Source organism: Gammaproteobacteria bacterium (assembly GCA_017999615.1).
In the GTDB taxonomy this organism is placed as follows: domain Bacteria; phylum Pseudomonadota; class Gammaproteobacteria; order JAABTG01; family JAABTG01; genus JAGNLM01.
This window is the reverse complement of the sequence record JAGNLM010000001.1, coordinates 140,367-164,984: the sequence shown is the minus strand read 5'-3', so window position 1 is coordinate 164,984 and position 24,618 is coordinate 140,367. Positions and strand designations below refer to the sequence as shown.

Below are 24,618 nucleotides of genomic sequence, written 5' to 3'. Positions count from 1 at the left end.
ACCGGCCGCCTAGCGTGGCGCCCCGACGCGTCCGAAACCTCTGAGATTGGCCTTCTTCAGAAGGCCCTCATACTGGTGAGACATCAGGTGCGCCTGGACCTGCGCCATGAAGTCCATCACCACCACCACGACGATCAGGAGCGAGGTGCCGCCAAAGTAGAACGGCACGTTCCAGTTCAGGATCATGAACTCCGGCAGCAGGCACACCGCCACCAGGTAGATCGCCCCTGCGAGCGTCAGCCGGCTCATCACGCCATCGACGTAGCGCGCCGTCTGGTCGCCCGGCCGGATCCCCGGGATGAACGCCCCCGACTTCTTCAGGTTGTCCGCCGTCTCCCTCGGGTTGAACACGAGGGCGGTGTAGAAGAAGGCGAAGAAGGCGATCGCGACCGTGTAGATCAGCACGTACAGCGGCTGACCGGGCGAGAGCGTCCCCGCGAGGTCCTTCAGCCAGCCGAACCCGTCCCCCGACCCGAACCAGCTCGCCACCGAGGACGGGAACAGGATGATGCTGGAGGCGAAGATGGGCGGGATCACGCCCGACATGTTCACCTTCAGCGGCAGGTGGCTGGTCTGGCCGGCGTACATCTTCCGCCCGACCTGGCGCTTGGCATAGTTCACCGTGATGCGCCGCTGCCCGCGCTCCACGAACACCACGAAGCCCGTCACCACCAGGATCACCGCGAGGAGCAGGAACACCGTGAGGGTGTGCAGCTCCCCGGTGCGGGCGAGCTCCAGCGTGCCCCCGATGGCGCCCGGCAGACCCGCGACGATACCGGCGAAGATGATCATCGAGATGCCGTTGCCGATGCCGCGCTCCGTGACCTGCTCGCCGAGCCACATCAGGAACATGGTCCCGGTGACCAGGCTGATGACCGCAATCATCCGGAAGCCGAGGCCGGGGTCGATCACCACGTGGGCACCGGCCGCCTGCTGCCCCTCGAGGGCGATGGCCACGCCGAGCGCCTGGAAGGTGGCCAGGCCGACCGTCCCGTAGCGCGTGTACTGATTGATCTTCCGGCGGCCGTGCTCCCCCTCCTTCTTCAACTGCTCGAGCTTCGGGTGCACCACCGTCAGCAGCTGCAGGATGATGGAGGCCGAGATGTACGGCATGATGCCGAGCGCGAAGAGCGAGAACCGCCGCAGGGCGCCGCCCGAGAACATGTTGAACATGTCCAGGATCGTGCCCCGCTGCTGGTTGAAGAGCTCCTGCAGGGCGGCGGGGTCGATTCCCGGCACCGGGATGTGCGCCCCAATGCGGTAGACCACGAGCGCGCCCAACAGGAACAGGATGCGCTGCTTGAGCTCGGTCATCTGCCCGAGCTTCGGCACGCCACTACCTGCCCTCATGCGATCCTCGGCCACCGGTGGATTGCCCCGTCCTAGTCTTCGACCTTGCCGCCGGCCGCCTCGATGGCCGCCCGCGCGCCCTTCGTCACCTGAACCCCGCGCAGGGTCACGGCCTTCTCGAGGGTCCCCTTCAGCATCACCTTGGCCCGCAGCGTGCGCGCCGGCACCAGCCCGGCGAGGAGCAGCGCCTCCAGGTCGATGACCTCCGCCCGGACCCTGGCGAGGTCACAGGACCGGACATCGGCGACCCGTTGGGCGATGAGGGACTTGAAGCCCGACTTCGGCACGCGCCGCTGCAGCGGCATCTGCCCGCCTTCGAAGCCCGGCCCGATCTTGTGCCCGGTGCGGGCGTACTGGCCCTTGTGCCCGCGCCCGGCGGTCTTGCCGAGCCCGGAACCGATGCCGCGGCCGACACGCTTGGGCTCGGACTTGGAGCCCGGCGCCGGAGAAAGGGTGTTCAGTCGCATGCTCATTGCTCCTCGACCCTCAGCAGGTACGCGACCTTCTCGATCATCCCGCGGTTGGCGGCCGTGTCCACCACCAGCGCGCTGCTGTTCAGGCCCCGCAGCCCCAGCCCCCGTACGCAGGCCTGGTGGCTCGCGAGGCGGCCGGCGGTGCTCTTCACCAGCGTGACCCGCAGCTTCCCCGAGGCACCCGTGTCGCTAGTCATGGCTCACCCCGTGATCTCTTCGAGCGTCTTGCCGCGCTTCGCCGCGACCTGCTCGGGCGAGCGCATGTCCAACAGGCCCTTCACGGTGGCCCGCACCACGTTGATGGGGTTCGAGGACCCGATGCACTTGGCGAGCACGTCGCGCACGCCCAGCACCTCGAACACCGCCCGCATGGGGCCGCCGGCGATGATGCCGGTACCCTCCGACGCGGGCTGCATGTACACCTTCGCGGCCCCGTGGCGGGAGGTCGTGGGGTAGAAGAGCGTCGTGCCCCGCAGCGCGACCTGGCGCAGGTTCTGGCGCGCCCTCTCCATCGCCTTCTGGATCGCCACGGGCACCTCGCGGGCCTTGCCCCGGCCGATACCCACGCGCCCCTTGCCGTCACCTACCACCGTGAGCGCGGTAAAGCCGAACTGGCGGCCGCCCTTCACGACCTTCGCCACCCGGTTTACGGCGACCAGCTTCTCCAGCAGGTCGTCCTGGCTCGGCGCCGCTTCGTAATTCGCCATAACAGTCGAACCTCAGAATTCCAGACCGTGCTCCCGCGCCGCGTCGGCGAGGGCCTTCACGCGGCCGTGGTACTTGAAACCGGAGCGATCGAAGGCGACCGCGCTGATCCCCTTCGCCCGCGCCCGCTCCGCGATGAAGCGGCCGACGACGCGCGCGGCGTCAACGTTGCCGCCGTTCTTGACCTCGGACTTCACCTGCGCGTCGAGCGTGGACGCGCTCACCAGCGTCTCGGAGCCCGCCGGAGTGATGACCTGGGCGTAGATGTGCCGCGGCGTGCGATAGACACACAGCCGGTAGGACCCGCTCCCCTGGATGCGCACCCGCGTCTTCGCGGCGCGCCGCAGCCGTTCGGCTTTCTTAGCGTGCATGGACGGCGACCCCTACTTCTTCTTGGCTTCCTTACGGACCACGACCTCGTCGGAGTAGCGGACCCCTTTGCCCTTGTAGGGCTCGGGCGGCCGGTACCGGCGGATCACAGCGGCGACCTGCCCCACCTGCTGGCGGTCCGCACCCCGGATCACGATCTCCGTCTGGGTCGGCGTTTCGATGGTGACACCCTCCGGGACCGGAAAGCTCACCGGGTGCGAAAACCCGAGCGTCAGGTTGAGCGCACGGCCCGCGGCCTGGGCGCGGTAACCGACGCCGACCAGCGTGAGCTTGCGCTCGAACCCCTTGCTGACGCCGGTGACGATCCCGCTCACCACCGCGCGCGTCGTCCCGGCCAGCGCGTCAGCACGCGCCTCCGGTCCCCTCGGCGCGAAGCTCAGCACGTTGCTCTCGAGCTTGACCTCCACCTCCGGGTGGACGTCGTACTCCAGCATGCCCTTGGCCCCCTGGACCTTGAGCCGCTGTCCCTCCACCGAGACCTGGACCCCGGCCGGCAACACCACCGGCTTCTTCGCTACCCGTGACATGTAGACTCCTCCGTCACGCCACGATGCAGATCACTTCGCCACCGTGGCCGGCGGCCCGCGCGGCGCGATCGCTCATCACGCCCTGGGGCGTGGACACGATCGAGACACCCAGACCACCCAGCACCCGCGGCAGCTCGGACTTGCCGGCGTAGACCCGCCGCGCCGGGCGCGTGACCCGCTGGAGCGTCGTGATCACCGGACGGCCTTCGTAGTACTTCAAGACGACTGACAACTGCGGACGGCCCTCCGCGTCCTCCACGGCGTAGTCCGAGATGTAGCCCTCGTCCTTCAGCACGGCGGCAATCGCCACCTTCTGCTTGGACGACGGCATCGTCACCCTCACCTTGGACGCTGCCTGACCGTTGCGGATCCGCGTCAGCATGTCGCCGATCGGGTCTTGCATGCTCATAGATCTGTACCCCTGCCCGCGCCTTCTCGCCGACGCACTACCAGCTCGCCTTCACCAGCCCGGGCACATCCCCGCGCATCGCCGCCTCGCGGAGCTTGTTCCGGCCGAGCCCGAACTTGCGATAAAACCCGTGCGGCCGGCCCGTGGCCCGGCAGCGGTTGCGTCCCCGCGTCGGGCTCGCGTCCCGAGGCAGCTTCTGCAGCGCGAGCTGCGCCACCTCGCGCTCGCCGGCGCTGAGCCGCTCATCCTTCGCCTTCGCCTTCAGCTCGGCCCGCCGCGCGGCGTACTTCACCGCCAGCTTCGCCCGCCGCGCGTCCCGGTTGATCATCGACAGCTTGGCCATTGCGTCCGCCCTATCTGCTAGTTCCGGAAGGGGAAGTTGAAGGCCGCCAGAAGCGCGCGCCCCTCTTCGTCGTTCCGGGCGCTGGTCGTGATGGTGATGTCCATCCCGCGCAGCGTGTCGATCTTGTCGTAGTCGATCTCGGGAAAGATGATCTGCTCCCGAACACCCAGGCTGTAGTTGCCCTGCCCGTCGAAGGCCCGGCCGCTGAACCCGCGAAAGTCCCGGATACGCGGGATCGCGACGTTGATGAGCCGGTCGAGGAACTCGTACATCCGCTCCCCGCGCAGCGTCACCTTGCAGCCGATGGGCCAGCCCGCCCGGATCTTGAACCCGGCGATGGAGGTGCGCGCCTTCGTGATCACGGGCTTCTGCCCAGCGATCTGCGTCATGTCCCCCACCGCGTTGTCCAGCACCTTGCGGTCACCCACCGCCTCGCCCACACCCATGTTGAGCGTGACCTTGACGATGCGCGGCACCTGCATCGGGTTGGGATACTGGAACTTGTCCGTCAACTGCTTGACGACAGTGCCCCGGTAGTATTCCTGAAGTCTTGACATGGCCGCGCCCCTACGCGTCGACGACTTCGCCGTTCGACTTGAAGTACCGGACCTTGCGGCCGTCCTCGAGCGTGCGGAATCCCACGCGGTCGCCCTTCTTGGCGCCCGGGTTGTACACCGCTACGTTCGAAACGTGGATGGGCATCTCCTTCTCCACGATCCCGCCCTGCGCACCGCGCATCGGGTTCGGGCGAGTGTGCTTCTTCGCCACGTTAACGTTCTCGACGACCACCCGGTCATTCTCGAGCACGCGCAGAACCGTCCCGCGCTTGCCCTTGTCCTTGCCGGTCTGGACGACGACCTGATCACCCTTACGAATCCTGTGCATGATCGCAACCGCCTCAGAGCACTTCCGGCGCCAGAGAGATGATCTTCATGAACCGCTCGCTGCGCAGTTCGCGAGTGACCGGCCCGAAGATGCGCGTGCCGATGGGCTGGAGCTGGTTGTTGAGCAGCACAGCCGCGTTGCCATCGAAACGCACCAGCGACCCGTCCGCCCGCCGTACGCCCTTGCGGGTGCGCACGACCACGGCGTTGTAGACCTCGCCCTTCTTCACCTTGCCTCGAGGAATCGCCTCTTTCACGGTGACCTTGATGACGTCGCCGATACCGGCATACCGCCTCTTCGATCCCCCAAGGACCTTGATGCACATGAGCCGCCGCGCGCCGCTGTTGTCCGCCGCGTCCAGCATTGTCTGCATCTGAATCATCGCCAGCCTCCGTACCCGTACGCGGCAGCCCCACTATCGCCCTGAGGGCGCCCTCACCGCGCCCGCTCGACCACCCGGTGCAGACGCCAAGCCTTCGTCTTCGAGACCGGACGCCCTTCGACGACCTCCACCAGGTCGCCCTCGCGACACTCGTTCTGCTCGTCGTGGACGTGCAGCTTCGTCGAGCGGCGAACGTACTTGCCGTAAAGCTCGTGCTTCACCTTGCGCTCCACGAGAACCGTGGCGCTCTTCTCCATCTTGTCGCTGACCACCCGCCCGACCAGGGTCCGGGGTGTGTGCGTCGTCTCGCTCATGACCTCTCACTCCCGTAGGAGCGCTCGCTCATCACCGTCTTGATCCGGGCGATCTCCCTGCGCACCGCCTTGAACAGGTGCGGCCGCGGCGTCTGACCCGAGCCCTTCTGCATACGCAGGTTGAACTGCTCACGCAGCCGGCCGCGCAGCTCCTCGCCGAGCTCGCCCACGTTCTTCCCTCTCAGCTCGCGCACGTTCATCAGAGCACCACCCTCTCCACGACCGTCGTCCGGATGGGCAACTTCGCGGCCGCCAGCCGGAACGCCTCACGGGCGATCTCCTCGGGAACGCCCTCCATCTCGTAGAGCACCTTGCCGGGCTGCACCAGGGCCACCCAGTACTCCACGTTGCCCTTGCCGCTGCCCATGCGGACCTCGAGGGGCTTCTTCGAGACCGGCTTGTCGGGGAACACCCGGATCCAGACCTTACCGCCACGCTTCACGTAGCGGCTGATGGCCCGCCGGGCCGCCTCGATCTGGCGCGCCGTCAGGCGCCCGCGCGTGGTGGCCTTCAGCCCGAAGTCGCCGAAGCTCACCTTGCCGCCACGCTCGGCGAGCCCGCGGTTGCGGCCCTTGTGCTGCTTACGGAACTTGGTACGGGTCGGCTGCAGCATGTTCTCTCACTCCCCTCAGGCAACCGCAGCCTTCTCGGGCGCGGCTTCCTGGACCTCGGCCCGGCGCTCGAAGACCTCGCCCTTGAAGATCCAGACCTTCACGCCGATCACGCCGTACGTGGTACGCGCCTCGGCAAACCCGTAATCGATGTCCGCCCGCAGCGTGTGCAGCGGCACCCGACCTTCGCGATACCACTCGGCCCGCGCGATCTCCGCACCGTTCAGCCGCCCGGCGACGTTGATCCGGATGCCCTGCGCACCGATGCGCATGGCGTTGGCCACCGCGCGCTTCATGGCACGGCGAAACATGATCCGGCGCTCCAGCTGCTGGGCCACGCTCTCCGCCACCAGCTGCGCGTCCAGCTCGGGCTTGCGGATCTCCTCCACGCCAATGTGCACGGGCACACCGATCATCGACGAGACTTCGCGGCGCAATGCCTCGATGTCCTCGCCCTTCTTGCCGATCACGATCCCCGGCCGCGCCGTGTGGACCACGATGCGCGCATTGCGCGCCGGCCGATCGATCTGGATGCGGCTCACCGAGGCGTTTGCCAGACGCTTCTTCAAGAAGGTCCGCACCTTCAGATCCGTATTCAGATTGTCGGCGTAGCGCCGCCCCTCCGCGAACCAGCGCGAAGTCCAGTCCTTGATGATGCCGAGGCGGATGCCCGTCGGGTTGACCTTGTGTCCCATCGCGGCCTCTCTCAGTCGTCCGACACCTTGACGGTGATGTGGCTGGTGCGCTTCATGACCCGCGTGCCGCGCCCCTTCGCGCGCGCGTGCATGCGCTTCATGGTGGGGCCTTCATCCACCCAGATCGCCGAAACCTTCAACTCGTCCACGTCCGCGCCTTCGTTGTGCTCGGCGTTCGCGATCGCGGACTCGAGCACCTTGCGGACGATGCCCGCAGCCTTCTTCTCGGTGAACGTGAGCGTGCTCAACGCCCGGTCCACCGGCATGCCCCGCACCAGGTCGGCGACGAGGCGCGCCTTCTGGGCCGAAATGCGCGCGTAGCGCAGCGTCGATCGGGTCTCCATTCCGGCGCCCCTCACTTCTTCGCCTTGCGGTCCGCGGCGTGCCCGCGGAATATCCGCGTGGATGCGAACTCGCCCAACTTGTGGCCCACCATGTTCTCGGTCACGAGGACCGGCACATGCTGACGCCCGTTGTGCACCGCAATGGTCAGACCCACCATATCGGGCACGACCATGGAACGGCGCGACCAGGTCTTGATCGGGCGCTTGGTCCCGCTCGACCGCGCCGCGTCGACCTTCTTGACCAGGTGATGATCGACGAACGGCCCCTTCTTGACTGAACGCGGCACCGCAGTAGCCCTCTATCAGCGCTGTTTGCGACGACGCACGATCATGCCCGTCGTCCGCTTGTTCTTGCGGGTCTTGTAGCCCTTCGTCGGCACGCCCCACGGAGTGCACGGGTGCCGCCCGCCCGAGCTGCGGCCCTCGCCGCCGCCGTGCGGGTGGTCGACCGGGTTCATGACCACGCCCCGAACGGTCGGGCGGATACCCCGCCACCGCTTGGCGCCGGCCTTGCCCAGGGACTCCAGATTGTGCTCCCCGTTGCTCACCTCTCCCACCACCGCGCGGCAGTCCACGGGCACCTTGCGCACCTCGCCAGAGCGCATGCGCAGGGTCGCGTTCCCGCCCTCGCGCGCCAGGATCTGCACCGAGGTCCCTGCCGAGCGCGCCATCTGGGCGCCCTTGCCGGGCTTCATCTCCACGCAGTGCACCATGCTGCCGACCGGGATGTTGCGCAGCGGCAGGCAGTTACCCACCTTGATCGACGCCTCCGGCCCCGACATCACCTCGGCGCCCACGCCGAGCCCCTTGGCGGCGATCACGTACCGGCGCTCGCCGTCGGCATAGAGCACCAGCGCCAGGTGGGCGCTCCGGTTCGGGTCGTACTCGAGCCGCTCGACGCGCCCCGGGATCCCGTCCTTGTCGCGCTTGAAGTCCACGATGCGATAGCGCTGCTTGTGGCCCCCGCCCTGGTGGCGCACGGTCACGCGGCCGTAGGTGTTGCGGCCCCCGTTGCGCGACTTGGGTGCCAGCAACGGCCCGTACGGCTCGCCCTTGTGCAGTTCCGGGTTCTTCACCCGGACCACAAAGCGCCTCCCCGCAGAGGTCGGTTTGGCCTTGACGATCGGCATCTTCGCGCTCCTCTCGACTACTGCCCGCCGACGAAATCGATGTCGTGGCCGGCCTTCAGGCGAACGTACGCCTTCTTCCAGTCAGGCCGCCGCCCGGCCATGCGCCCGAACCGCTTGCGCTTGCCGGCGACGTTGACCACCTGCACCCCCTCGACCTCGACCTTGAACATCAGCTCCACGGCCTGCTTGATCTCGGGCTTGGTGGCGTCGGGCACGACCTCGAAGACGAACTGCCGGCTCTTGTCGGCGATCCGCGTGCTCTTCTCGGACACGTGCGGCGACAGCAACAGCTTCATCAGGCGCTCTTCGCTCATGCCAGCCTCTCCTCGAGGGCCCGCAGCGCCGGCACGGTGACCAGCACGTTCTCGAAACCGATCAGGCTGACGGGGTCGACGCTGCGCGCGGCCACCACGGCCACGTGCGGCAGGTTGCGCGCCGCCAGGGCGAGCCGGTCGTCGACCGAGTCGGTCACGATCAGCACGTCCTGCAGACCGAGCGCGTTCAGCTTCTGCGCCAACTCCTTCGTCTTCGCCGCGTCCACCCCGAAGGAGTCGACCACCTGGAGACGATCCAGACGCGCGAGCTCGGACAGGATGGCGCGCATGGCGCCCCGGTACATCTTCTTGTTCACCTTCTGGGAGTAGTCCGTCGGCTTCGCCGCGAACGTCACGCCGCCGCCCCGCCAGATGGGGTTACGCGACGAGCCCACACGGGCCCGGCCGCTGCCCTTCTGCCGCCAGGGCTTGGAGTTGCCTCCACTCACCTCGGCCCGCGTCTTCTGGGCCCGCGTACCGGACCGGGCCCCCGCCAGGTAGCTCGTGACGACCTGGTGCACCAGGGCCTCGTTGAAACGCGCCCCGAACACCGCGTCCGCGACCTGCACGGTACCGCCCGCCTCTTGAAGTGCCAGCTCCATCACCGCGTTCTCCGCTAGCGCGCCTTCGTCGCCGGGCGCACGACCAGATCGCCACCCTTCGGGCCCGGGACGGCGCCCCTCACGAGCAGCAAGTTACGCTCGGCGTCCACACGCACGACCTCGAGGGTCTGCGACGTGCGGCGCGCGTTACCCAGATGTCCCGCCATCCGCTTGCCCTTCACCACCCGGCCCGGCGTCTGGCGCTGACCGATGGAGCCGGGCGCCCGGTGCGAGAGCGAGTTGCCGTGGGTCGCGTCCTGGGCGCTGAAGTGGTAGCGCTTGATGACACCGGCGAACCCCTTGCCCTGGGTCGTGCCGGTCACGTCTACCTTCTGCCCCGCCTGGAACATGTCGACCCGGACTTCCTGTCCGATGGCCAGGTCCACCCCTTCCCCGTCTCCCAGGCGGAACTCCCACAGCCCGCGCCCGGCCTCGACACCCGCCTTCGCGAAGTGCCCGACCATCGGCCGGGTCACGCGCGAGGCCCGCCGCGTGCCGCAGGTCACCTGCACGGCGCGGTAGCCGTCGTTCTCGGCGCTCTTCACCTGGGTCACGCGGTTCGGCGTGACCTCGATCACCGTCACCGGGATGTACGCCCCGTCCTCGGTGAAGATGCGGGTCATCCCCGCCTTCCGTCCCACCACTCCCATCGTCATGGCTCGAGCCCTAGTTCAGCTTGATCTGCACGTCCACGCCGGCCGCAAGGTCCAGCTTCATCAACGCGTCGACGGTCTTGTCCGTCGGGTCGACGATGTCCATCAGCCTCTTGTGCGTGCGGATCTCGTACTGGTCGCGCGCGTCCTTGTCCTTGTGCGGCGAGACCAGCAGCGTGAAACGCTCCTTGCGGGTCGGCAGCGGGATCGGGCCGCGCACGAACGCGCCGGTCCGGCGCGCGGTCTCGACGATCTCCATCGCGGACTGGTCGATCAACCGGTGGTCGAACGCCTTCAGGCGAATGCGGATGCGTTGGCTTGCCATGATTGCGTTACTCGATCACCTTCGAGACGACGCCCGCACCCACCGTGCGGCCACCCTCCCGAATCGCAAACCGCAACCCCTCTTCCATCGCAATCGGCGCAATCAAACTCGCCACCACCCTCACGTTGTCCCCCGGCATCACCATCTCTACACCCTCCGGAAGATCCACCGACCCCGTCACGTCCGTCGTCCGGAAGAAAAACTGCGGCCGATAACCCGTGAAAAACGGCGTGTGCCTCCCACCCTCCTCCTTGGACAGAACGTACACCTCCGCCTCAAACTTCGTGTGCGGCGTGATCGAACCAGGCTTCGCTAACACCTGACCACGCTCCACATCGTCCCGCTTCGTACCCCTCAACAACACCCCAATGTTGTCCCCCGCAACCCCCTCGTCCAGAAGCTTGCGGAACATCTCTACCCCCGTGCAGGTCGTCTTCACCGTGGGCTTCAACCCCACGATCTCCACCTCCTCACCTACACGCACCTTCCCTCGCTCCACACGACCCGTCACCACCGTCCCACGACCCGAAATCGAAAACACATCCTCAATCGGCATCAAAAACGGCTGGTCCACATCCCGCTTCGGCATCGGAATGTACCGGTCCATCTCCGCCACCAACTTGTAGATCGACTGCGTCCCCATCTCCGACGTGTCACCCTCCAGCGCACGCAACGCACTGCCCGTGACAATCGGCGTCTCGTCCCCAGGAAACTGGTAACTGCTCAATAACTCCCGGACCTCCATCTCCACCAACTCCAAGAGCTCCGGATCGTCCACCATGTCCGCCTTGTTCAAATACACCACGATGTACGGCACACCTACCTGACGCGCCAGCAAAATGTGCTCCCGCGTCTGCGGCATCGGCCCGTCCGCCGCACTCACCACCAGAATCGCCCCGTCCATCTGCGCCGCACCCGTGATCATGTTCTTCACATAATCCGCGTGCCCCGGACAGTCCACGTGCGCGTAGTGACGCGCATCCGTCTGGTACTCCACGTGCGCCGTCGCAATCGTAATGCCACGCGCCTTCTCCTCCGGCGCGTTGTCAATCGAGTCGTACGCCCGGAACTCACCCCCAAACTTCTCAGCCATCACCTTCGTGATCGCCGCCGTCAGCGTCGTCTTCCCGTGGTCCACGTGACCAATCGTCCCCACGTTCACGTGCGGCTTCGTACGCTCGAATTTACCCTTGGCCATGGCGTCGCTATCCTCGGACTGCAGTTTGTCTCGTTGCTGCCTGTGCGAATTCTCTTCCGGCCCCCGCCCGCGCCCGTAGCCCGAGCGGCCGGCCTCAAGCCTTTCTCTTCTTGATGACAGCCTCGGCGATGCTCGCCGGCGCCTCGCTGTAGCGCGAGAACTCCATCGAATAGGTCGCCCGGCCCTGGCTCATGGAGCGCAGGTCGGTGGCATACCCGAACATCTCGGCGAGCGGCACCTCAGCGCGGATGATCTTTCCGGCCGGCGCGTCCTCCATGCCCTGCAGGAGACCCCGCCGCCGGCTGAGGTCACCCATCACGTCGCCCATGTACTCCTCGGGCGTCACGGACTCGACCTTCATCAGCGGCTCGAGCAGGACCGGACTCGCCTTCAGCGCCCCTTCCTTGAAGCCGAGCGCGCCGGCCAGCTTGAAGGCCATTTCGCTCGAGTCGACATCGTGGTAGGAGCCGTCGAACACCGTCACCTTCACATCCACCACAGGGAAGCCCGCGAGCACGCCGTTCTGCAACTGCTCGCGCACGCCCTTGTCCACCGCCGGGATGTATTCCTTGGGCACCACGCCGCCCACGATCCCGTTCACGAATTCGTAGCCGCCGCCGGACTCCTGCGGCTCGAGGCGCAGCCAGACGTGCCCGTACTGACCGCGGCCGCCGCTCTGGCGCACGAACTTCCCTTCCTGCTCCACCTTCCGGCGGATGGTCTCGCGGTACGCCACCTGGGGCGCGCCGACGTTCGCCTCGACCTTGAACTCGCGGCGCATGCGGTCGACGATGATCTCCAGGTGGAGCTCGCCCATGCCGGAGATGATGGTCTGGCCCGACTCCTCGTCCGTGTGTACCCGGAAGGAAGGGTCCTCCTGGGCGAGCCTGTTCAGGGCGAGGCCCATCTTCTCCTGGTCGGCCTTCGTCTTGGGCTCGGCCGCCACCGAGATCACCGGGTCGGGGAACTCGATCCGCTCCAGGGTGATGATCTTCTCGGGGTCCGAGAGCGTGTCGCCGGTGCTAACGTCCTTCAGGCCAACCGCCGCCGCGATGTCACCCGCCCGAACCTCCTTGATCTCCTCCCGGTTGTTGGCGTGCATCTGCAGGATGCGGCCGATGCGCTCCTTGCGGCTCTTCACCGGGTTGTATACCGCGTCGCCGGAGCGCAGCACGCCGGAGTACACCCGGAAGAACGTGAGCGTTCCCACGTAGGGGTCCGTCATGATCTTGAACGCCAGGGCCGCGAACGGCTCCTCGTCGGACGAGCGGCGCTCCGCCTCACTGCCCGCCGCGTCGTCGAGCACCCCCTTGATCGCGGGACGCTCCACCGGCGACGGCAGGTACCACAGCACGGCGTCCAGCATCGCCTGGACACCCTTGTTCTTGAAGGCGCTGCCGCAGAGGGTCGGCACGATCTCGTTGGCGAGGGTGCGCGCCCGAAGCCCCTTGCGGATCTCCTCGTCCGTGAGAGGCTGGCCCTCGAGGTACTTCTCCATCAACTCCTCGGAGGACTCGGCAGCCGCCTCGACCAGCTTCTCGCGCCACTCGGCGATGGCACCGATCATCTCGGCGGGCGGGTCCCGCAGCTCGAAGGACATGCCCTGGGTCTTGTCGTCCCAGTAGACGGCCTTGCCGCTCAGCAGGTCCACCACGCCCTTGAAATGCTCCTCGGCGCCGATGGGCAGCTGCAGCGGGACGGGCCGCGAGCCGAGGCGGGTCTTGATCTGCTCGACCACGCGCAGGAAGTTCGCGCCCGGACGGTCCATCTTGTTCACGAAGGCGAGGCGCGGCACACCGTACTTGGTGGCCTGGCGCCAGACCGTCTCGGACTGGGGCTCTACGCCGCCCACGGCGCAGAACACCGCACAGGCGCCGTCCAGCACGCGCAGGGAGCGCTCCACCTCGATGGTGAAGTCCACGTGCCCCGGCGTGTCGATGATGTTGATGCGGTGCTCGGGGAACTGCTGCGCCATCCCGCTCCAGAAGCAGGTGGTCGCGGCCGACGTGATGGTGATCCCGCGCTCGCGCTCCTGCTCCATCCAGTCCATGGTCGCGGCGCCATCGTGCACTTCGCCGAGACGGTGCGAGACGCCCGTATAGAACAGGATCCGCTCCGTCGTCGTCGTCTTACCGGCATCGATGTGGGCCATGATGCCGATATTGCGGTAGCGCTCAATGGGCGTTTCGCGTGCCACGGTCCCGTTCCCTTACCACCGGTAGTGCGAGAAGGCCTTGTTGGCCTCCGCCATGCGGTGGGTGTCCTCGCGCTTCTTCACCGCCGTGCCCCGGTTCTCCGCGGCGTCCATGAACTCGCCCGCCAGCCGCAGACCCATGCTCTTCTCGCCGCGCTTGCGGGAGGCGTCCACCAGCCAGCGCATGGCAAGCGCCGACTGGCGGCTCGCGCGCACCTCCACCGGCACCTGGTAGGTGGCGCCGCCGACCCGGCGGGACTTCACCTCGACCACCGGGCGCACATTGCCGAGCGCACGGATGAAGATCTCGAGGGCATCGCCCTTCGTCCGCTCGGCGACCCGATCCAGGGCGCCGTAGACGATGGACTCGGCAATCGACTTCTTGCCGCCCTTCATGATCACGTTGATGAACTTCGCAAGCGTCTCGTTCCCGTACTTGGGATCGGGAAGGATGCTGCGCCGCGCGATGATTCTTCTTCTGGACATGGCCTGCTACCTGTTCCTCAGCCCTTGGGCCGCTTTGCGCCGTACTTCGACCGGGACTGCCGGCGATCGTTGACGCCCGAGGCGTCCAGGCTCCCGCGCACGGTGTGGTAGCGCACACCCGGCAGGTCCTTCACGCGGCCCCCGCGGATGAGGACGACCGAGTGCTCCTGAAGGTTGTGCCCTTCGCCGCCGATATAGGAGCTGACCTCCATGCCGTTGGTCAGGCGAACGCGCGCGACCTTACGCAGCGCCGAGTTCGGCTTCTTGGGGGTGGTGGTGTACACGCGAGTGCACACACCCCGCTTCTGAGGGCTGCCTTCCAGGGCCGGCACGGAGCTCTTCTGAGACTTGCTCGTGCGCGGCTTGCGGACCAGCTGGTTGATCGTCGCCATGCCTGGTGCTCCAACTTCTGATGCGATGGCCAAAGACCCCCGGGCAGCATAAGCGTCGGTGTGCTTACACCGCCGGGGGCCATTGCGAGGAAACCGGGATGCGGCTTGCCGCAAAACCCCCACGGGCGTGACCGTGCCCGTGGAGAATGCGGGAGTTTAGGGAGGGCGCCCGCCGCTGTCAAGCAACGGCAGGGCCGCAAACCGCATTCCCTGCCTCATTCGCGGCTCTCAGTCCCCCGAGTCGGAGAACGGGGCGAGCTCCTCCGGGACCGACTCGCTCGGCAGGGGCTCGAAGGCCCGGGCGGCGTTGGCCGCCAGGTCGAGACCCAGCATCTCCCGGCGCTTGCGCCGGCGCTCGTCGTGGTAGGCGAGCCCCGTTCCGGCGGGCACCAGCCGGCCCACGATGACGTTCTCCTTCAGGCCCCGCAGCTCGTCCACCCGCCCGCTCACCGACGCCTCGGTGAGCACCCGGGTGGTCTCCTGGAAGGAGGCCGCCGAGATGAAGGACTCGGTCGACAGGGACGCCTTGGTGATCCCGAGCAGCAGGGGCTCCCACTTGGCCGGCAACCCGTTGTCCTTGGTCCGGACCCGCTCGTTCTCCTCCAGGATCCGCACCCGGTCGAGCTGCTCACCCCGCAGGAACATCGTGTCGCCGGCCTCGGTGACCTCGGCCTTGCGCAGCATCTGGCGGACGATCACCTCGATGTGCTTGTCGTTGATCTTCACGCCCTGGAGCCGGTAGACGTCCTGGACCTCGTTGATGATGTAGGAGGCCACGGCGTGTACGCCGCGCAGGCGCAGGATGTCGTGGGGGCTCAGGGCACCGTCCACGATGACCTCGCCCCGCTCCACCTGCTCGCCATCGAACACCGTCACCTGGCGCCACTTCGGGATCAGCACCTCGTGCTGGACCCCCTCCCGGTCGGTGATGATCAGGCGCTGCTTGCCCTTGGTGTCCTTGCCGAAGCTGACGGTGCCCGAGTGCTCGGCCAGCACCGCCGGCTCCTTGGGCTTGCGGGCCTCGAAGAGGTCGGCGACGCGCGGCAGACCGCCCGTGATGTCGCGGGTCTTCGAGGACTCCTGGGGGAGACGGGCGATGACGTCGCCCACCCCCACCTGGGAGCCGTCCTCGATGTTGATGATCGCGCCCGCGGGCAGCGCGTACTGCGCCGGGATCTCGGTGCCCGCCAGGTTGACCGGCTTGCCATCCGCGTCCAGCAACAGCACCTTCGGCGTCATGTCCTTGGAGGTCGACGGGCGCTCCTTCGGGTCCATGACCACCAGGTCGGTGAGGCCCGTGGTCTCGTCGCGCTCCTCGCGCACCGTCTGTCCCTCGACGATGTCCGTGAAGCGCACCCGGCCGCGCACCTCGGTGATGATGGGGTGGGTGTGCGGGTCCCAGCTGGCCACCACCTGGCCGGCCTCGACCGCGTCGCCCTCCGCCACCGTGATCACCGCCCCGTAGGGCACCTTGTAGCGCTCGCGCTCGCGGCCGTGGGCGTCCTGGATGGCCACCTCGCCCGAGCGGGAGACCGCCACGTACTTGCCCGAGCTGTTGGGCACGAGCTTGATGTTCTGCAGGCGCACCGTGCCCTCGGACTTCACCTGCACGTTGCTCACCGCCGCGGCCCGGGAGGCCGCGCCGCCGATGTGGAAGGTCCGCATCGTCAGCTGGGTGCCGGGCTCGCCGATGGACTGGGCGGCGACCACGCCGACCGCCTCGCCGATGTTGACCCGGTGCCCACGGCCCAGGTCACGCCCGTAGCAGTTGGCGCACACCCCGTGGCGGGTCAGGCAGGTGATCACCGAGCGCACCAGCACCTGGTCGATGCCGGCCTCCTCCAGACGCTCCACCCAGATCTCGTCCAGCAGGGTGGCCCGGGGCACCACGACCTCCCCGGTCCCGGGGCGCAGGATGTCCACCGCCGTCACCCGGCCGAGGACCCGCTCGCGCAGGGGCTCCACCACGTCGCCGCCCTCGATGAGCGGGGTGATCATGAGCCCGTCGCTCGCGCCGCAGTCCTCCTCGGTCACCACCAGATCCTGGGCCACGTCCACCAGACGGCGGGTGAGGTAGCCGGAGTTGGCGGTCTTGAGGGCGGTGTCGGCGAGACCCTTGCGGGCGCCGTGGGTGGAGATGAAGTACTGGAGGACGTCCAGCCCCTCGCGGAAGTTCGCGGTGATGGGGGTCTCGATGATGGACCCGTCCGGCTTCGCCATCAGGCCACGCATGCCGGCGAGCTGCCGGATCTGGGCGGCAGAGCCGCGCGCCCCGGAGTCGGCCATCATGTAGATCGAGTTGAAGGACTGCTGGCGGGCCTCGCCGCCGGACGCCCCCCTGACCACCTCGGTGCCCAGGCGCTCCATCATCGCCTTGGCCACCTTCTCGTTGGTGGAAGACCACACGTCCACCACCTTGTTGTAACGCTCGCCGTTGGTGACGAGACCCGAGGCGTACTGGTCCTCGATCTCCTTCACCATGGTCTCGGCCTCGGCCAGGATGTCCGCCTTCTCCGGCGGCACCTCCATGTCGTCCACGCCGATGGAGATCCCCGCGCGGGTCGCCCAGGCGAAGCCCGTGTACATCAGCTTGTCGGCGAACACCACCGTCTCTTTCAGGCCGACCCGGCGGTAGGCCGAGTCGATGAGCCGGGAGATCGCCTTCTTGTCCATGGTCTGGTTGACGAGATCGAAGGACATGCCCGGGGGCAGGATCTCCGAGAGGAGCGCCCGCCCGACGGTCGTCTTCACCAGCCGGCGCTGGGGGCGGATCTCGCCGTTCTCCCCGAAGACGCGCTCGTCGATGCGCACACGCACCCGCGCCTGCAGCTCGACGGCGCCCGCGGCGTGGGCCCGCTCGACCTCCTTCACGTCCGCGAAGACCATGTCCTCGCCCTGGGCGCGCACGCGCTCGCGGGTCATGTAGTAGAGGCCCAGCACCACGTCCTGGGTCGGCACGATGATGGGCTCGCCGTGGGCCGGCGAGAGGACGTTGTTCGAGGACAGCATGAGGGTCCGCGCCTCGAGCTGCGCCTCGATGGAGAGCGGCACGTGCACGGCCATCTGGTCGCCGTCGAAATCGGCGTTGAACGCCGTGCAGACGAGCGGGTGCAGCTGGATCGCCTTGCCCTCGATCAACACCGGCTCGAACGCCTGGATGCCCAGGCGGTGCAGGGTCGGGGCCCGGTTCAGCATCACCGGGTGCTCGCGGATCACCTCCTCGAGGAGATCCCACACCTCCGCCCCCTCCAGCTCCACCTTCTTCTTCGCCGCCTTGATGGTGGTCGCCAGCCCGCGGAACTCGAGCTTGGAGAACACGAAGGGCTTGAAGAGCTCGAGCGCCATCTTCTTCGGCAGGCCGCACTGGTGCAGCTTCAGCGTGGGGCCCACCACGATCACGGAGCGCCCCGAGTAGTCCACGCGCTTGCCGAGCAGGTTCTGGCGGAACCGGCCCTGCTTGCCCTTGATCATGTCGGCCAGGCTCTTCAGCGGCCGCTTGTTGGTGCCGGTGATGGCCCGGCCCCGCCGGCCGTTGTCGAGCAGCGCGTCCACCGCCTCCTGGAGCATGCGCTTCTCGTTGCGCACGATGATGTCGGGCGCGTTGAGGTCGAGCAGCCGCTTCAGGCGGTTGTTGCGGTTGATGACCCGGCGGTAGAGGTCGTTCAGGTCGGAGGTCGCGAAGCGCCCGCCGTCGAGGGGCACCAGGGGCCGCAGGTCCGGCGGCAGCACCGGCAGCACCGTGAGCACCATCCACTCGGGGCGGTTGCCCGAGACGAGAAACGCCTCGATCAGTTTCAGGCGCTTGGCCAGCTTCTTCAGCTTGGTCTCCGAGCTCGTGCCCTGCATCTCCTCGCGCAGGCGGGTCGCCTCGACCTTGAGGTCCATCGTGCGCATCAGCTCGTGGATCGCCTCGGCGCCCATGCGCGCGTCGAACTCGTCGCCGTACTGCTCGATGGACTCGAGATAGGACTCGTCCGACAGCAGCTGCCCGCGCTCGAGCGGCGTCATCCCCGGGTCGATGACCACGAAGGCCTCGAAGTAGAGGATCCGCTCGATCTCGCGCAGCGTCATGTCGAGCAGCAGACCCATGCGCGAGGGCAAGGACTTCAGGTACCAGATGTGGGCGACCGGGCTCGCGAGCTCGATGTGGCCCATGCGCTCGCGCCGCACCTTGGCGAGCGTCACCTCGACGCCGCACTTCTCGCAGATGACGCCGCGGTGCTTCAGGCGCTTGTACTTGCCGCACAGGCACTCGTAGTCCTTCACCGGTCCGAAGATCTTCGCGCAGAACAGGCCGTCGCGCTCCGGCTTGAAGGTGCGGTAATTGATGGTCTCCGGCTTCTTCACCTCACCGTAGGACCACGACCGGATCTTGTCGGGCGACGCCAACCCGATGCGGATGGCGTCGAACTCCTCAACCTGGCTCTGCTGCCGCAACAGATTCAGTAGGTCTTTCACTGCGTATCCCCCGCCAAACCGCCGGTATCCGTCAGTACTGCTCAAGCTCGATGTCGATGCCGAGCGAGCGGATCTCCTTCACCAGCACGTTGAAGGACTCCGGCATCCCCGCTTCCATCCGGTGATCGGCGTCCACGATGTTCTTGTACATCTTGGTCCTTCCGTTCACGTCGTCGGACTTGACGGTGAGCATCTCCTGCAGCGTGTAGGCCGCCCCGTATGCCTCGAGCGCCCACACCTCCATCTCCCCGAAGCGCTGCCCGCCGAACTGCGCCTTGCCGCCGAGCGGCTGCTGGGTGACCAGGCTGTACGGCCCGGTCGAGCGCGCGTGCATCTTGTCGTCGACCAGGTGGTTCAGCTTCAGCATGTACATGTAGCCGACCGTCACCGGGCGGGCGAAGGAATCGCCCGTGCGCCCGTCGTAGAGCGTGGTCTGGCCGCTGCGCGGCAGACCCGCCAGCTCGAGCAGCTCCTTGATCTCGTCCTCGGTCGCGCCGTCGAAGACCGGCGTCGCGATGGGAACGCCCTCACGCACGTTGCGGGCGAGCTCCACGATCTCCGGGTCGGTGAGCGAGGAGAGATCCTCCTTCACCCCGCCCGTCCCGTTGTACACGCGGTCCAGCAGGCGCCGCACCTCCGCCGCCTTCGCGTGCGCGTCGAGCAGCCGGCCGACCCGCCGGCCCAGCTCCTTCGAGGCCCACCCGAGGTGGGTCTCCAGCACCTGCCCCACGTTCATGCGCGAGGGCACACCGAGGGGGTTCAGCACCATGTCCACCGGGGTGCCGTCGGCCATGTAAGGCATGTCCTCCACCGGCACGATGGTGGAGACCACGCCCTTGTTGCCGTGCCGCCCGGCCATCTTGTCGCCCGGCTGCACCCGGCGCTTCACCGCCAGGTACACCTTCACCATCTTCAGCACGCCGGGGGCGAGGTCGTCGCCCGAGGTGAGCTTGACCCGCTTGGCCTCGAACTGCTCGTCGAGCGAGGTCCGGTGCTGGGCGAGCTGCTCGCGCGCCGTCTCGAGCTGGGTGTTCGCCTGCTCGCTCTTCATCCGGATCTCGAACCACTTCTCCCGCGGCAGCTCGGCGAGGTAGGCCTTCGTGACCCGGGCGTCCGCCTGCAGGTCCTTCGGGCCGCCCACCGCCGCCTTGCCCACCAGGATCTTCTCCAGGCGGTCGTAGACGTCGTCCTCGAGGATGCGGTACTGGTCACGCAGGTCCTTCTTGACGCTCGCGAGTTCCATCTCCTCGATCTGCTTGGCCCGCGCGTCCTTCTCCACACCGTCGCGGGTGAAGACCTGCACGTCGATGACCGTGCCGTTCATCCCCGAGGGCACGCGCAGGGACGTGTCCTTCACGTCCGAGGCCTTCTCGCCGAAGATCGCCCGCAGCAGCTTCTCTTCCGGAGTGAGCTGGGTCTCGCCCTTCGGGGTGACCTTGCCCACCAGGATGTCGCCCGAGCTCACCTCGGCGCCGATGTAGACGATCCCGGACTCGTCGAGCTTGGCGAGTGCCGCCTCGCTCACGTTCGGGATGTCCGCCGTGATCTCCTCGGGCCCGAGCTTGGTGTCCCGGGCGACCGCGATCAGCTCCTCGATGTGGATGGTGGTGTAGCGGTCCTCCTGCACCACCCGCTCGGAGATGAGGATCGAGTCCTCGAAGTTGTAGCCGTTCCAGGGCATGAACGCGACCAGCAGGTTCTGGCCGAGGGCGAGCTCGCCGAGATCGGTCGAGGGGCCGTCGGCCAGCGCGTCGCCACGCGCGATCACGTCGCCCGGACGCACCAGGGGCTTCTGGTTGATACAGGTGTTCTGGTTCGAGCGCGAGTACTTGGTCAGGTTGTAGATGTCCACGCCCGGCTCGCCCGGAACCGTCTCGTCGTCGTTCACCCGCACCACGATGCGCGCCGCGTCGACCGAGTCCACGACCCCGCCCCGGCGCGCCACCACGGTGACGCCCGAGTCGATCGCCACGGTACGCTCCATGCCGGTGCCCACGAGGGGGCGCTCGGTCTTCAGCGTCGGCACCGCCTGGCGCTGCATGTTCGAGCCCATCAGGGCGCGGTTCGCGTCGTCGTGCTCGAGGAACGGGATGAGCGAGGCGGCCACCGACACGATCTGCATCGGCGACACGTCCATGTACTCGACCTCGGCCGGGCCCTTCAGCGTGAACTCGTTCTCGAACCGGCAGGAGACCAGGTCGTCGCTGAGGCGGCCCTCCCCGTCGAGGGTGGCGTTCGCCTGGGCGATGACGTAGCGCCCCTCTTCGATCGCCGACAGGTAGTCGATGCGGTCGGTGACCCGGCTGTTCTCCACCTTGCGGTACGGGGTCTCGAGGAACCCGTAGCGGTTGGTGCGCGCGTACACCGCGAGCGAGTTGATGAGGCCGATGTTCGGGCCTTCCGGCGTCTCGATGGGGCAGACCCGCCCGTAGTGCGTCGGGTGCACGTCACGCACCTCGAAGCCGGCCCGCTCGCGGGTGAGGCCGCCCGGGCCGAGCGCCGACACGCGCCGCTTGTGCGTGACCTCGGAGAGCGGGTTGTTCTGGTCCATGAACTGGGAGAGCTGGCTCGAGCCGAAGAACTCCTTGATCACGGCGGAGACGGGCTTCGCGTTGATCAGCTCCTGGGGCATCAGGGTGTCGGCGTCCGCGAGGCTCAGGCGCTCCTTCACCGCGCGCTCCACGCGCACCAGCCCGACCCGGAACTGGTTCTCGGCCATCTCGCCGACGCTGCGGATGCGCCGGTTGCCCAGGTGGTCGATGTCGTCGATCGTGCCCTTGCCGTCCTTGATGTCGATGAGAACCTTCAGCACGTCGATGATGTCGGCGCGCGACAGCGTCCCCGAGCCCTCGATCTCCTCGCGGCCCACCCGGCGGTTGAACTTCATCCGGCCGACCGCCGAGAGGTCGTAGCGGTCCGCGGCGAAGAACAGGTTGTTGAACAGGCTCTGCGCCGCATCCTTCGTGGGCGGCTCGCCCGGGCGCATCATCCGGTAGATCTCGACCAGGGCCTCGATCTCGCTGCGGGTCGAGTCGATCCGCAGCGTGTCCGACATGTACGGACCGCGGTCGAAGTCGTTGCTGTAGATCGTCTCCACGGTCTCGACCGCGAGGCGCCGCAGGGTCTCGAGCGTCTTCTCGGTGATCTCGTCGTTCGCGTTGACGATCACTTCACCGGTCTTGCGGTCGATGACGTCCCGCGCGACCACGCGGCCCACCAGGTAGCTGTCGGGCAGATCGAGGAAGTCGACGCCGACCTGCTGCATGGTCTTGATGTGCCGGGCGGTCACCCGGCGACCCGCCTCGACCACCACCTTGCCGTCCGGCGCCTTGATGTCGAAGCCGAAGGTCTCGCCGCGCAGGCGCTCGGGCACCAGCCGCCAGCGCACACGGCCGTCCGCGATCTCGTAGGTGTTGGCGTCGAAGAAGGTGGCCAGGACCGCCTCGGTGCTGTAGCCGAGCGCACGCAGGAGGACCGTCGCCGGCAGCTTCCGCCGCCGGTCGATGCGCACGAAGATCGCGTCCTTGGGGTCGAACTCGAAATCGAGCCAGGACCCGCGGTAGGGGATCACCCGCGCCGAGAACAGCAGCTTCCCGGAGGAGTGGGTCTTGCCCTTGTCGTGCTCGAAGAAGACGCCCGGCGAGCGGTGCAACTGGGAGACGATCACGCGCTCCGTGCCGTTCACGATGAAGGTGCCGTTGTCCGTCATGAGCGGGATCTCGCCCATGTAGACTTCCTGCTCCTTGATGCTCTTGACGACCTTCTGGTCGCCCCCGGCCTCCTTGTCGTAGATCACCAGCCGCAGCTTGACCCGCAGCGAGGCCGCGTAGGTCTGCCCACGGATCTGGCACTCCTTGACGTCGAAGACCGGCTGCCCGAGGTTGTAGCTCACATACTCCAGCGCCGCGCCGCCCGAGTAGCTCGTGATGGGGAACACGGACTTGAAGGCCGCCTGCAACCCCTCGCCGCGCCTCCCGTCCACCGGCACGTCCGACTGCAGGAAGCCGCGGTAGGAATCCGTCTGGATCGCGAGCAGGTACGGGACTTCCAGGATGCTCGAGCGCTTCCCGAAGTTCTTGCGGATTCGCTTCTTCTCGGTGAAGGAGTAGCCCATGAGTCTTCCTCGGAACGCTAGGCCGGGGATCCGCCCCCGGCACTGTGATCGCGGCCGTCAGCCCCCGGCGCGGCGGCGCCCCGACACGGGCGCGAAAACGCCAAGAGGCCGGTGGCAGGCGCCACCGACCTCCCTGGCGTCGACAACTGGTGCGGCCGGCAAAACCGTCTCACTTCACCTCGACGGTTGCGCCTGCCTCCTCCAACTGCTTCTTGACGTCCGCCGCTTCCTGCTTGGACACCGCTTCCTTGATGGTCGCGGGCACGCCCTCGACCAGGTCCTTGGCCTCCTTCAGGCCGAGGCCGGTCATCGCGCGGACGACCTTGATGACGTTGACCTTGTTCGCGCCGAAGCTGGTCATGATGACGTTGAACTCGGTCTGCTCCTCGACCGCGGCGGCGGCGGGCGCGGCGGCCGCGGCGGCCATCGCGACGGGCGCGGCGGCGGAAACGCCGAACTTGTCCTCCATGGCCTTGATCAGGTCGACCACGTCGAGGACGCTCATGTTGGCGATGGTGTCGAGGATCTCTTCTTTGCTGACGGCCATTTTCGTACTCCCGAAGTTATGTTGTGCGAGCGGCCCGCAGGGCCCCTCAAGCGGCCTGTTTCTGGTCGCGGACGGCGGCGAGCGTGCGCACCAGCCGGGCGTGCGGCTCGGCGAGCGTGCGCACCAGCTTCTCCACCGGCGCCTTCATCACGGACATGAGCTGGCTGATCGCCTGGTCCTTCGTCGGCATCGTGGCAAGCCGGCGCAGGTCGGCCGCGGTCAGGAGATGTCCCTTGACCGCCACCACCTTGACCACCAGCTTGTCGTTCGTCCGGGCGAAATCCGACAACACCCGCGCCGCGGCCCCGGGGTCCTCGCGCGAGAACGCGAGCAGCAGGGGACCGGAGAGGTTGTTCGCCATGCACTCCAGGTCGGTGCCGGTAACCGCCCGGCGCGCCAGGGAGTTGCGCACGACTCGCAGGTAGACGCCGTTCTTGCGCGCTTCCCTGCGCAGGCGCGTCATGTCGTCGACCTTCAGGCCGCGGTACTCCGCGCCGATGGCCGACAGGGCGCCAGCGGCCACTTCGCTCACCTCCGCGACGACCGCCTTCTTCTGATCCAGGTTGAGGCCCACCTTTACTTTCTCCTGGACGGCGGGCGCTCGCGCGCACCGCCTGCCACACCTACCGAGGGGATCCCCACAGGACCCCTCGACCCGTTACGGCAGGCGGCGACGGGTCTCGCAACCCGTTCCGGACCTTGCCGTCTACGCAGGCCCGGCGCGCTCCGCGCCGACTCAGATGCCCTCCCGGCACACCTGCGGTCTTTGACGGCCTG

The 24,618-nt window shown here is 67.5% G+C and carries 30 protein-coding genes; all 30 read right to left on the bottom strand.

Going from position 1 to position 24,618, the window contains the following annotated elements; genetic code table 11:
* Positions 1-9 precede the first annotated feature (9 nt).
* The 30 genes from secY to rplJ all read right to left on the bottom strand — a co-directional run bounded on the left by secY (position 10) and on the right by rplJ (position 24,415).
* The gene (gene secY, locus KA217_00765) at positions 10-1,350 is read right to left on the bottom strand and encodes a preprotein translocase subunit SecY (GenBank protein ID MBP7710984.1); all 1,341 of its coding nucleotides are present in this window, start codon (positions 1,348-1,350) and stop codon (positions 10-12) included.
* A 32-nt stretch (positions 1,351-1,382) separates the two neighbouring features.
* Positions 1,383-1,817: a 50S ribosomal protein L15 gene (gene rplO, locus KA217_00760; GenBank protein ID MBP7710983.1), complete on the bottom strand. Its 435-nt coding sequence runs from the start codon at positions 1,815-1,817 to the stop codon at positions 1,383-1,385.
* Between the two features lie 2 nt (positions 1,818-1,819).
* The gene (gene rpmD, locus KA217_00755; protein MBP7710982.1) at positions 1,820-2,020 is read right to left on the bottom strand and encodes a 50S ribosomal protein L30; all 201 of its coding nucleotides are present in this window, start codon (positions 2,018-2,020) and stop codon (positions 1,820-1,822) included.
* Positions 2,021-2,023: 3 nt separating this feature from the next.
* Positions 2,024-2,530, bottom strand: coding sequence for a 30S ribosomal protein S5 (gene rpsE / locus KA217_00750; GenBank protein MBP7710981.1), 507 nt, complete (start codon positions 2,528-2,530; stop codon positions 2,024-2,026).
* 12 nt (positions 2,531-2,542) lie between these two features.
* Positions 2,543-2,899: a 50S ribosomal protein L18 gene (gene rplR / locus KA217_00745; protein ID MBP7710980.1), complete on the bottom strand. Its 357-nt coding sequence runs from the start codon at positions 2,897-2,899 to the stop codon at positions 2,543-2,545.
* A gap of 12 nt (positions 2,900-2,911) precedes the next feature.
* On the bottom strand, positions 2,912-3,445 hold the full coding sequence (gene rplF, locus KA217_00740) for a 50S ribosomal protein L6 (protein ID MBP7710979.1): 534 nt from the start codon (positions 3,443-3,445) through the stop codon (positions 2,912-2,914).
* A gap of 13 nt (positions 3,446-3,458) precedes the next feature.
* Positions 3,459-3,854 carry a 30S ribosomal protein S8 gene (rpsH, locus tag KA217_00735; GenBank protein MBP7710978.1) on the bottom strand — a complete coding sequence of 132 codons (396 nt, stop codon included), beginning with the start codon at positions 3,852-3,854 and terminating at the stop codon, positions 3,459-3,461.
* 37 nt (positions 3,855-3,891) lie between these two features.
* Complete coding sequence (gene rpsN / locus KA217_00730; GenBank protein ID MBP7710977.1) at positions 3,892-4,197, bottom strand: 30S ribosomal protein S14; 306 nt, start codon at positions 4,195-4,197, stop codon at positions 3,892-3,894.
* Positions 4,198-4,214: 17 nt separating this feature from the next.
* Positions 4,215-4,754, bottom strand: coding sequence for a 50S ribosomal protein L5 (rplE, locus tag KA217_00725; GenBank protein MBP7710976.1), 540 nt, complete (start codon positions 4,752-4,754; stop codon positions 4,215-4,217).
* 10 nt (positions 4,755-4,764) lie between these two features.
* Positions 4,765-5,082, bottom strand: a complete 318-nt coding sequence (rplX, locus tag KA217_00720) for a 50S ribosomal protein L24 (protein ID MBP7710975.1) — start codon at positions 5,080-5,082, stop codon at positions 4,765-4,767.
* Between the two features lie 13 nt (positions 5,083-5,095).
* Positions 5,096-5,464 carry a 50S ribosomal protein L14 gene (rplN, locus tag KA217_00715; protein ID MBP7710974.1) on the bottom strand — a complete coding sequence of 123 codons (369 nt, stop codon included), beginning with the start codon at positions 5,462-5,464 and terminating at the stop codon, positions 5,096-5,098.
* A gap of 53 nt (positions 5,465-5,517) precedes the next feature.
* A complete protein-coding gene (gene rpsQ / locus KA217_00710; protein MBP7710973.1) occupies positions 5,518-5,778 on the bottom strand; it encodes a 30S ribosomal protein S17 in 261 nt (86 codons plus the stop codon).
* Complete coding sequence (gene rpmC, locus KA217_00705; protein ID MBP7710972.1) at positions 5,775-5,978, bottom strand: 50S ribosomal protein L29; 204 nt, start codon at positions 5,976-5,978, stop codon at positions 5,775-5,777. The genes rpsQ and rpmC overlap by 4 nt, the downstream gene beginning before the upstream one ends.
* Positions 5,978-6,391 carry a 50S ribosomal protein L16 gene (rplP, locus tag KA217_00700; GenBank protein ID MBP7710971.1) on the bottom strand — a complete coding sequence of 138 codons (414 nt, stop codon included), beginning with the start codon at positions 6,389-6,391 and terminating at the stop codon, positions 5,978-5,980. Before rplP ends, rpmC begins: the two co-directional genes overlap by 1 nt.
* Positions 6,392-6,406: 15 nt before the next feature.
* Positions 6,407-7,084, bottom strand: coding sequence for a 30S ribosomal protein S3 (gene rpsC / locus KA217_00695; GenBank protein MBP7710970.1), 678 nt, complete (start codon positions 7,082-7,084; stop codon positions 6,407-6,409).
* A gap of 11 nt (positions 7,085-7,095) precedes the next feature.
* Positions 7,096-7,428, bottom strand: a complete 333-nt coding sequence (gene rplV, locus KA217_00690; GenBank protein ID MBP7710969.1) for a 50S ribosomal protein L22 — start codon at positions 7,426-7,428, stop codon at positions 7,096-7,098.
* An 11-nt stretch (positions 7,429-7,439) separates the two neighbouring features.
* Positions 7,440-7,715, bottom strand: a complete 276-nt coding sequence (gene rpsS, locus KA217_00685) for a 30S ribosomal protein S19 (GenBank protein MBP7710968.1) — start codon at positions 7,713-7,715, stop codon at positions 7,440-7,442.
* A 15-nt stretch (positions 7,716-7,730) separates the two neighbouring features.
* Complete coding sequence (rplB, locus tag KA217_00680) at positions 7,731-8,558, bottom strand: 50S ribosomal protein L2 (GenBank protein MBP7710967.1); 828 nt, start codon at positions 8,556-8,558, stop codon at positions 7,731-7,733.
* 17 nt (positions 8,559-8,575) lie between these two features.
* Positions 8,576-8,872, bottom strand: a complete 297-nt coding sequence (gene rplW / locus KA217_00675) for a 50S ribosomal protein L23 (protein ID MBP7710966.1) — start codon at positions 8,870-8,872, stop codon at positions 8,576-8,578.
* On the bottom strand, positions 8,869-9,474 hold the full coding sequence (rplD, locus tag KA217_00670) for a 50S ribosomal protein L4 (GenBank protein ID MBP7710965.1): 606 nt from the start codon (positions 9,472-9,474) through the stop codon (positions 8,869-8,871). The genes rplW and rplD overlap by 4 nt, the downstream gene beginning before the upstream one ends.
* Before the next feature lie 14 nt (positions 9,475-9,488).
* The gene (gene rplC, locus KA217_00665; GenBank protein MBP7710964.1) at positions 9,489-10,130 is read right to left on the bottom strand and encodes a 50S ribosomal protein L3; all 642 of its coding nucleotides are present in this window, start codon (positions 10,128-10,130) and stop codon (positions 9,489-9,491) included.
* Between the two features lie 10 nt (positions 10,131-10,140).
* Complete coding sequence (rpsJ, locus tag KA217_00660) at positions 10,141-10,452, bottom strand: 30S ribosomal protein S10 (GenBank protein MBP7710963.1); 312 nt, start codon at positions 10,450-10,452, stop codon at positions 10,141-10,143.
* Between the two features lie 7 nt (positions 10,453-10,459).
* Positions 10,460-11,650 (bottom strand): elongation factor Tu, encoded by a 1,191-nt coding sequence (gene tuf, locus KA217_00655; GenBank protein MBP7710962.1) that lies wholly within the window; start codon positions 11,648-11,650, stop codon positions 10,460-10,462.
* A gap of 94 nt (positions 11,651-11,744) precedes the next feature.
* On the bottom strand, positions 11,745-13,847 hold the full coding sequence (fusA, locus tag KA217_00650; GenBank protein ID MBP7710961.1) for an elongation factor G: 2,103 nt from the start codon (positions 13,845-13,847) through the stop codon (positions 11,745-11,747).
* A gap of 12 nt (positions 13,848-13,859) precedes the next feature.
* Positions 13,860-14,330: a 30S ribosomal protein S7 gene (gene rpsG / locus KA217_00645; GenBank protein MBP7710960.1), complete on the bottom strand. Its 471-nt coding sequence runs from the start codon at positions 14,328-14,330 to the stop codon at positions 13,860-13,862.
* Positions 14,331-14,347: 17 nt separating this feature from the next.
* Positions 14,348-14,722: a 30S ribosomal protein S12 gene (rpsL, locus tag KA217_00640; GenBank protein ID MBP7710959.1), complete on the bottom strand. Its 375-nt coding sequence runs from the start codon at positions 14,720-14,722 to the stop codon at positions 14,348-14,350.
* Positions 14,723-14,950: 228 nt separating this feature from the next.
* Entirely contained in the window at positions 14,951-19,180 is a 4,230-nt protein-coding gene (gene rpoC, locus KA217_00635; protein ID MBP7710958.1) for a DNA-directed RNA polymerase subunit beta', read from the bottom strand.
* A gap of 31 nt (positions 19,181-19,211) precedes the next feature.
* On the bottom strand, positions 19,212-23,294 hold the full coding sequence (rpoB, locus tag KA217_00630) for a DNA-directed RNA polymerase subunit beta (protein ID MBP7710957.1): 4,083 nt from the start codon (positions 23,292-23,294) through the stop codon (positions 19,212-19,214).
* A 169-nt stretch (positions 23,295-23,463) separates the two neighbouring features.
* Complete coding sequence (gene rplL, locus KA217_00625; protein ID MBP7710956.1) at positions 23,464-23,841, bottom strand: 50S ribosomal protein L7/L12; 378 nt, start codon at positions 23,839-23,841, stop codon at positions 23,464-23,466.
* A 46-nt stretch (positions 23,842-23,887) separates the two neighbouring features.
* A complete protein-coding gene (gene rplJ / locus KA217_00620; protein ID MBP7710955.1) occupies positions 23,888-24,415 on the bottom strand; it encodes a 50S ribosomal protein L10 in 528 nt (175 codons plus the stop codon).
* Positions 24,416-24,618: the final 203 nt, after the last annotated feature.

What these genes read in the sequence shown, in the direction of transcription:
- secY (MBP7710984.1), bottom strand. Translation starts at nt 1,350, where the DNA reads ATGAGGGCAGGTAGTGGCGTGCCGAAGCTCGGGCAGATGACCGAGCTC.
- rplO (MBP7710983.1), bottom strand. Translation starts at nt 1,817, where the DNA reads ATGCGACTGAACACCCTTTCTCCGGCGCCGGGCTCCAAGTCCGAGCCC.
- rpmD (MBP7710982.1), bottom strand. Translation starts at nt 2,020, where the DNA reads ATGACTAGCGACACGGGTGCCTCGGGGAAGCTGCGGGTCACGCTGGTG.
- rpsE (MBP7710981.1), bottom strand. Translation starts at nt 2,530, where the DNA reads ATGGCGAATTACGAAGCGGCGCCGAGCCAGGACGACCTGCTGGAGAAG.
- rplR (MBP7710980.1), bottom strand. Translation starts at nt 2,899, where the DNA reads ATGCACGCTAAGAAAGCCGAACGGCTGCGGCGCGCCGCGAAGACGCGG.
- rplF (MBP7710979.1), bottom strand. Translation starts at nt 3,445, where the DNA reads ATGTCACGGGTAGCGAAGAAGCCGGTGGTGTTGCCGGCCGGGGTCCAG.
- rpsH (MBP7710978.1), bottom strand. Translation starts at nt 3,854, where the DNA reads ATGAGCATGCAAGACCCGATCGGCGACATGCTGACGCGGATCCGCAAC.
- rpsN (MBP7710977.1), bottom strand. Translation starts at nt 4,197, where the DNA reads ATGGCCAAGCTGTCGATGATCAACCGGGACGCGCGGCGGGCGAAGCTG.
- rplE (MBP7710976.1), bottom strand. Translation starts at nt 4,754, where the DNA reads ATGTCAAGACTTCAGGAATACTACCGGGGCACTGTCGTCAAGCAGTTG.
- rplX (MBP7710975.1), bottom strand. Translation starts at nt 5,082, where the DNA reads ATGCACAGGATTCGTAAGGGTGATCAGGTCGTCGTCCAGACCGGCAAG.
- rplN (MBP7710974.1), bottom strand. Translation starts at nt 5,464, where the DNA reads ATGATTCAGATGCAGACAATGCTGGACGCGGCGGACAACAGCGGCGCG.
- rpsQ (MBP7710973.1), bottom strand. Translation starts at nt 5,778, where the DNA reads ATGAGCGAGACGACGCACACACCCCGGACCCTGGTCGGGCGGGTGGTC.
- rpmC (MBP7710972.1), bottom strand. Translation starts at nt 5,978, where the DNA reads ATGAACGTGCGCGAGCTGAGAGGGAAGAACGTGGGCGAGCTCGGCGAG.
- rplP (MBP7710971.1), bottom strand. Translation starts at nt 6,391, where the DNA reads ATGCTGCAGCCGACCCGTACCAAGTTCCGTAAGCAGCACAAGGGCCGC.
- rpsC (MBP7710970.1), bottom strand. Translation starts at nt 7,084, where the DNA reads ATGGGACACAAGGTCAACCCGACGGGCATCCGCCTCGGCATCATCAAG.
- rplV (MBP7710969.1), bottom strand. Translation starts at nt 7,428, where the DNA reads ATGGAGACCCGATCGACGCTGCGCTACGCGCGCATTTCGGCCCAGAAG.
- rplB (MBP7710967.1), bottom strand. Translation starts at nt 8,558, where the DNA reads ATGCCGATCGTCAAGGCCAAACCGACCTCTGCGGGGAGGCGCTTTGTG.
- rplW (MBP7710966.1), bottom strand. Translation starts at nt 8,872, where the DNA reads ATGAGCGAAGAGCGCCTGATGAAGCTGTTGCTGTCGCCGCACGTGTCC.
- rplD (MBP7710965.1), bottom strand. Translation starts at nt 9,474, where the DNA reads ATGGAGCTGGCACTTCAAGAGGCGGGCGGTACCGTGCAGGTCGCGGAC.
- rplC (MBP7710964.1), bottom strand. Translation starts at nt 10,130, where the DNA reads ATGACGATGGGAGTGGTGGGACGGAAGGCGGGGATGACCCGCATCTTC.
- rpsJ (MBP7710963.1), bottom strand. Translation starts at nt 10,452, where the DNA reads ATGGCAAGCCAACGCATCCGCATTCGCCTGAAGGCGTTCGACCACCGG.
- tuf (MBP7710962.1), bottom strand. Translation starts at nt 11,650, where the DNA reads ATGGCCAAGGGTAAATTCGAGCGTACGAAGCCGCACGTGAACGTGGGG.
- rpsG (MBP7710960.1), bottom strand. Translation starts at nt 14,330, where the DNA reads ATGTCCAGAAGAAGAATCATCGCGCGGCGCAGCATCCTTCCCGATCCC.
- rpsL (MBP7710959.1), bottom strand. Translation starts at nt 14,722, where the DNA reads ATGGCGACGATCAACCAGCTGGTCCGCAAGCCGCGCACGAGCAAGTCT.
- rpoB (MBP7710957.1), bottom strand. Translation starts at nt 23,294, where the DNA reads ATGGGCTACTCCTTCACCGAGAAGAAGCGAATCCGCAAGAACTTCGGG.
- rplL (MBP7710956.1), bottom strand. Translation starts at nt 23,841, where the DNA reads ATGGCCGTCAGCAAAGAAGAGATCCTCGACACCATCGCCAACATGAGC.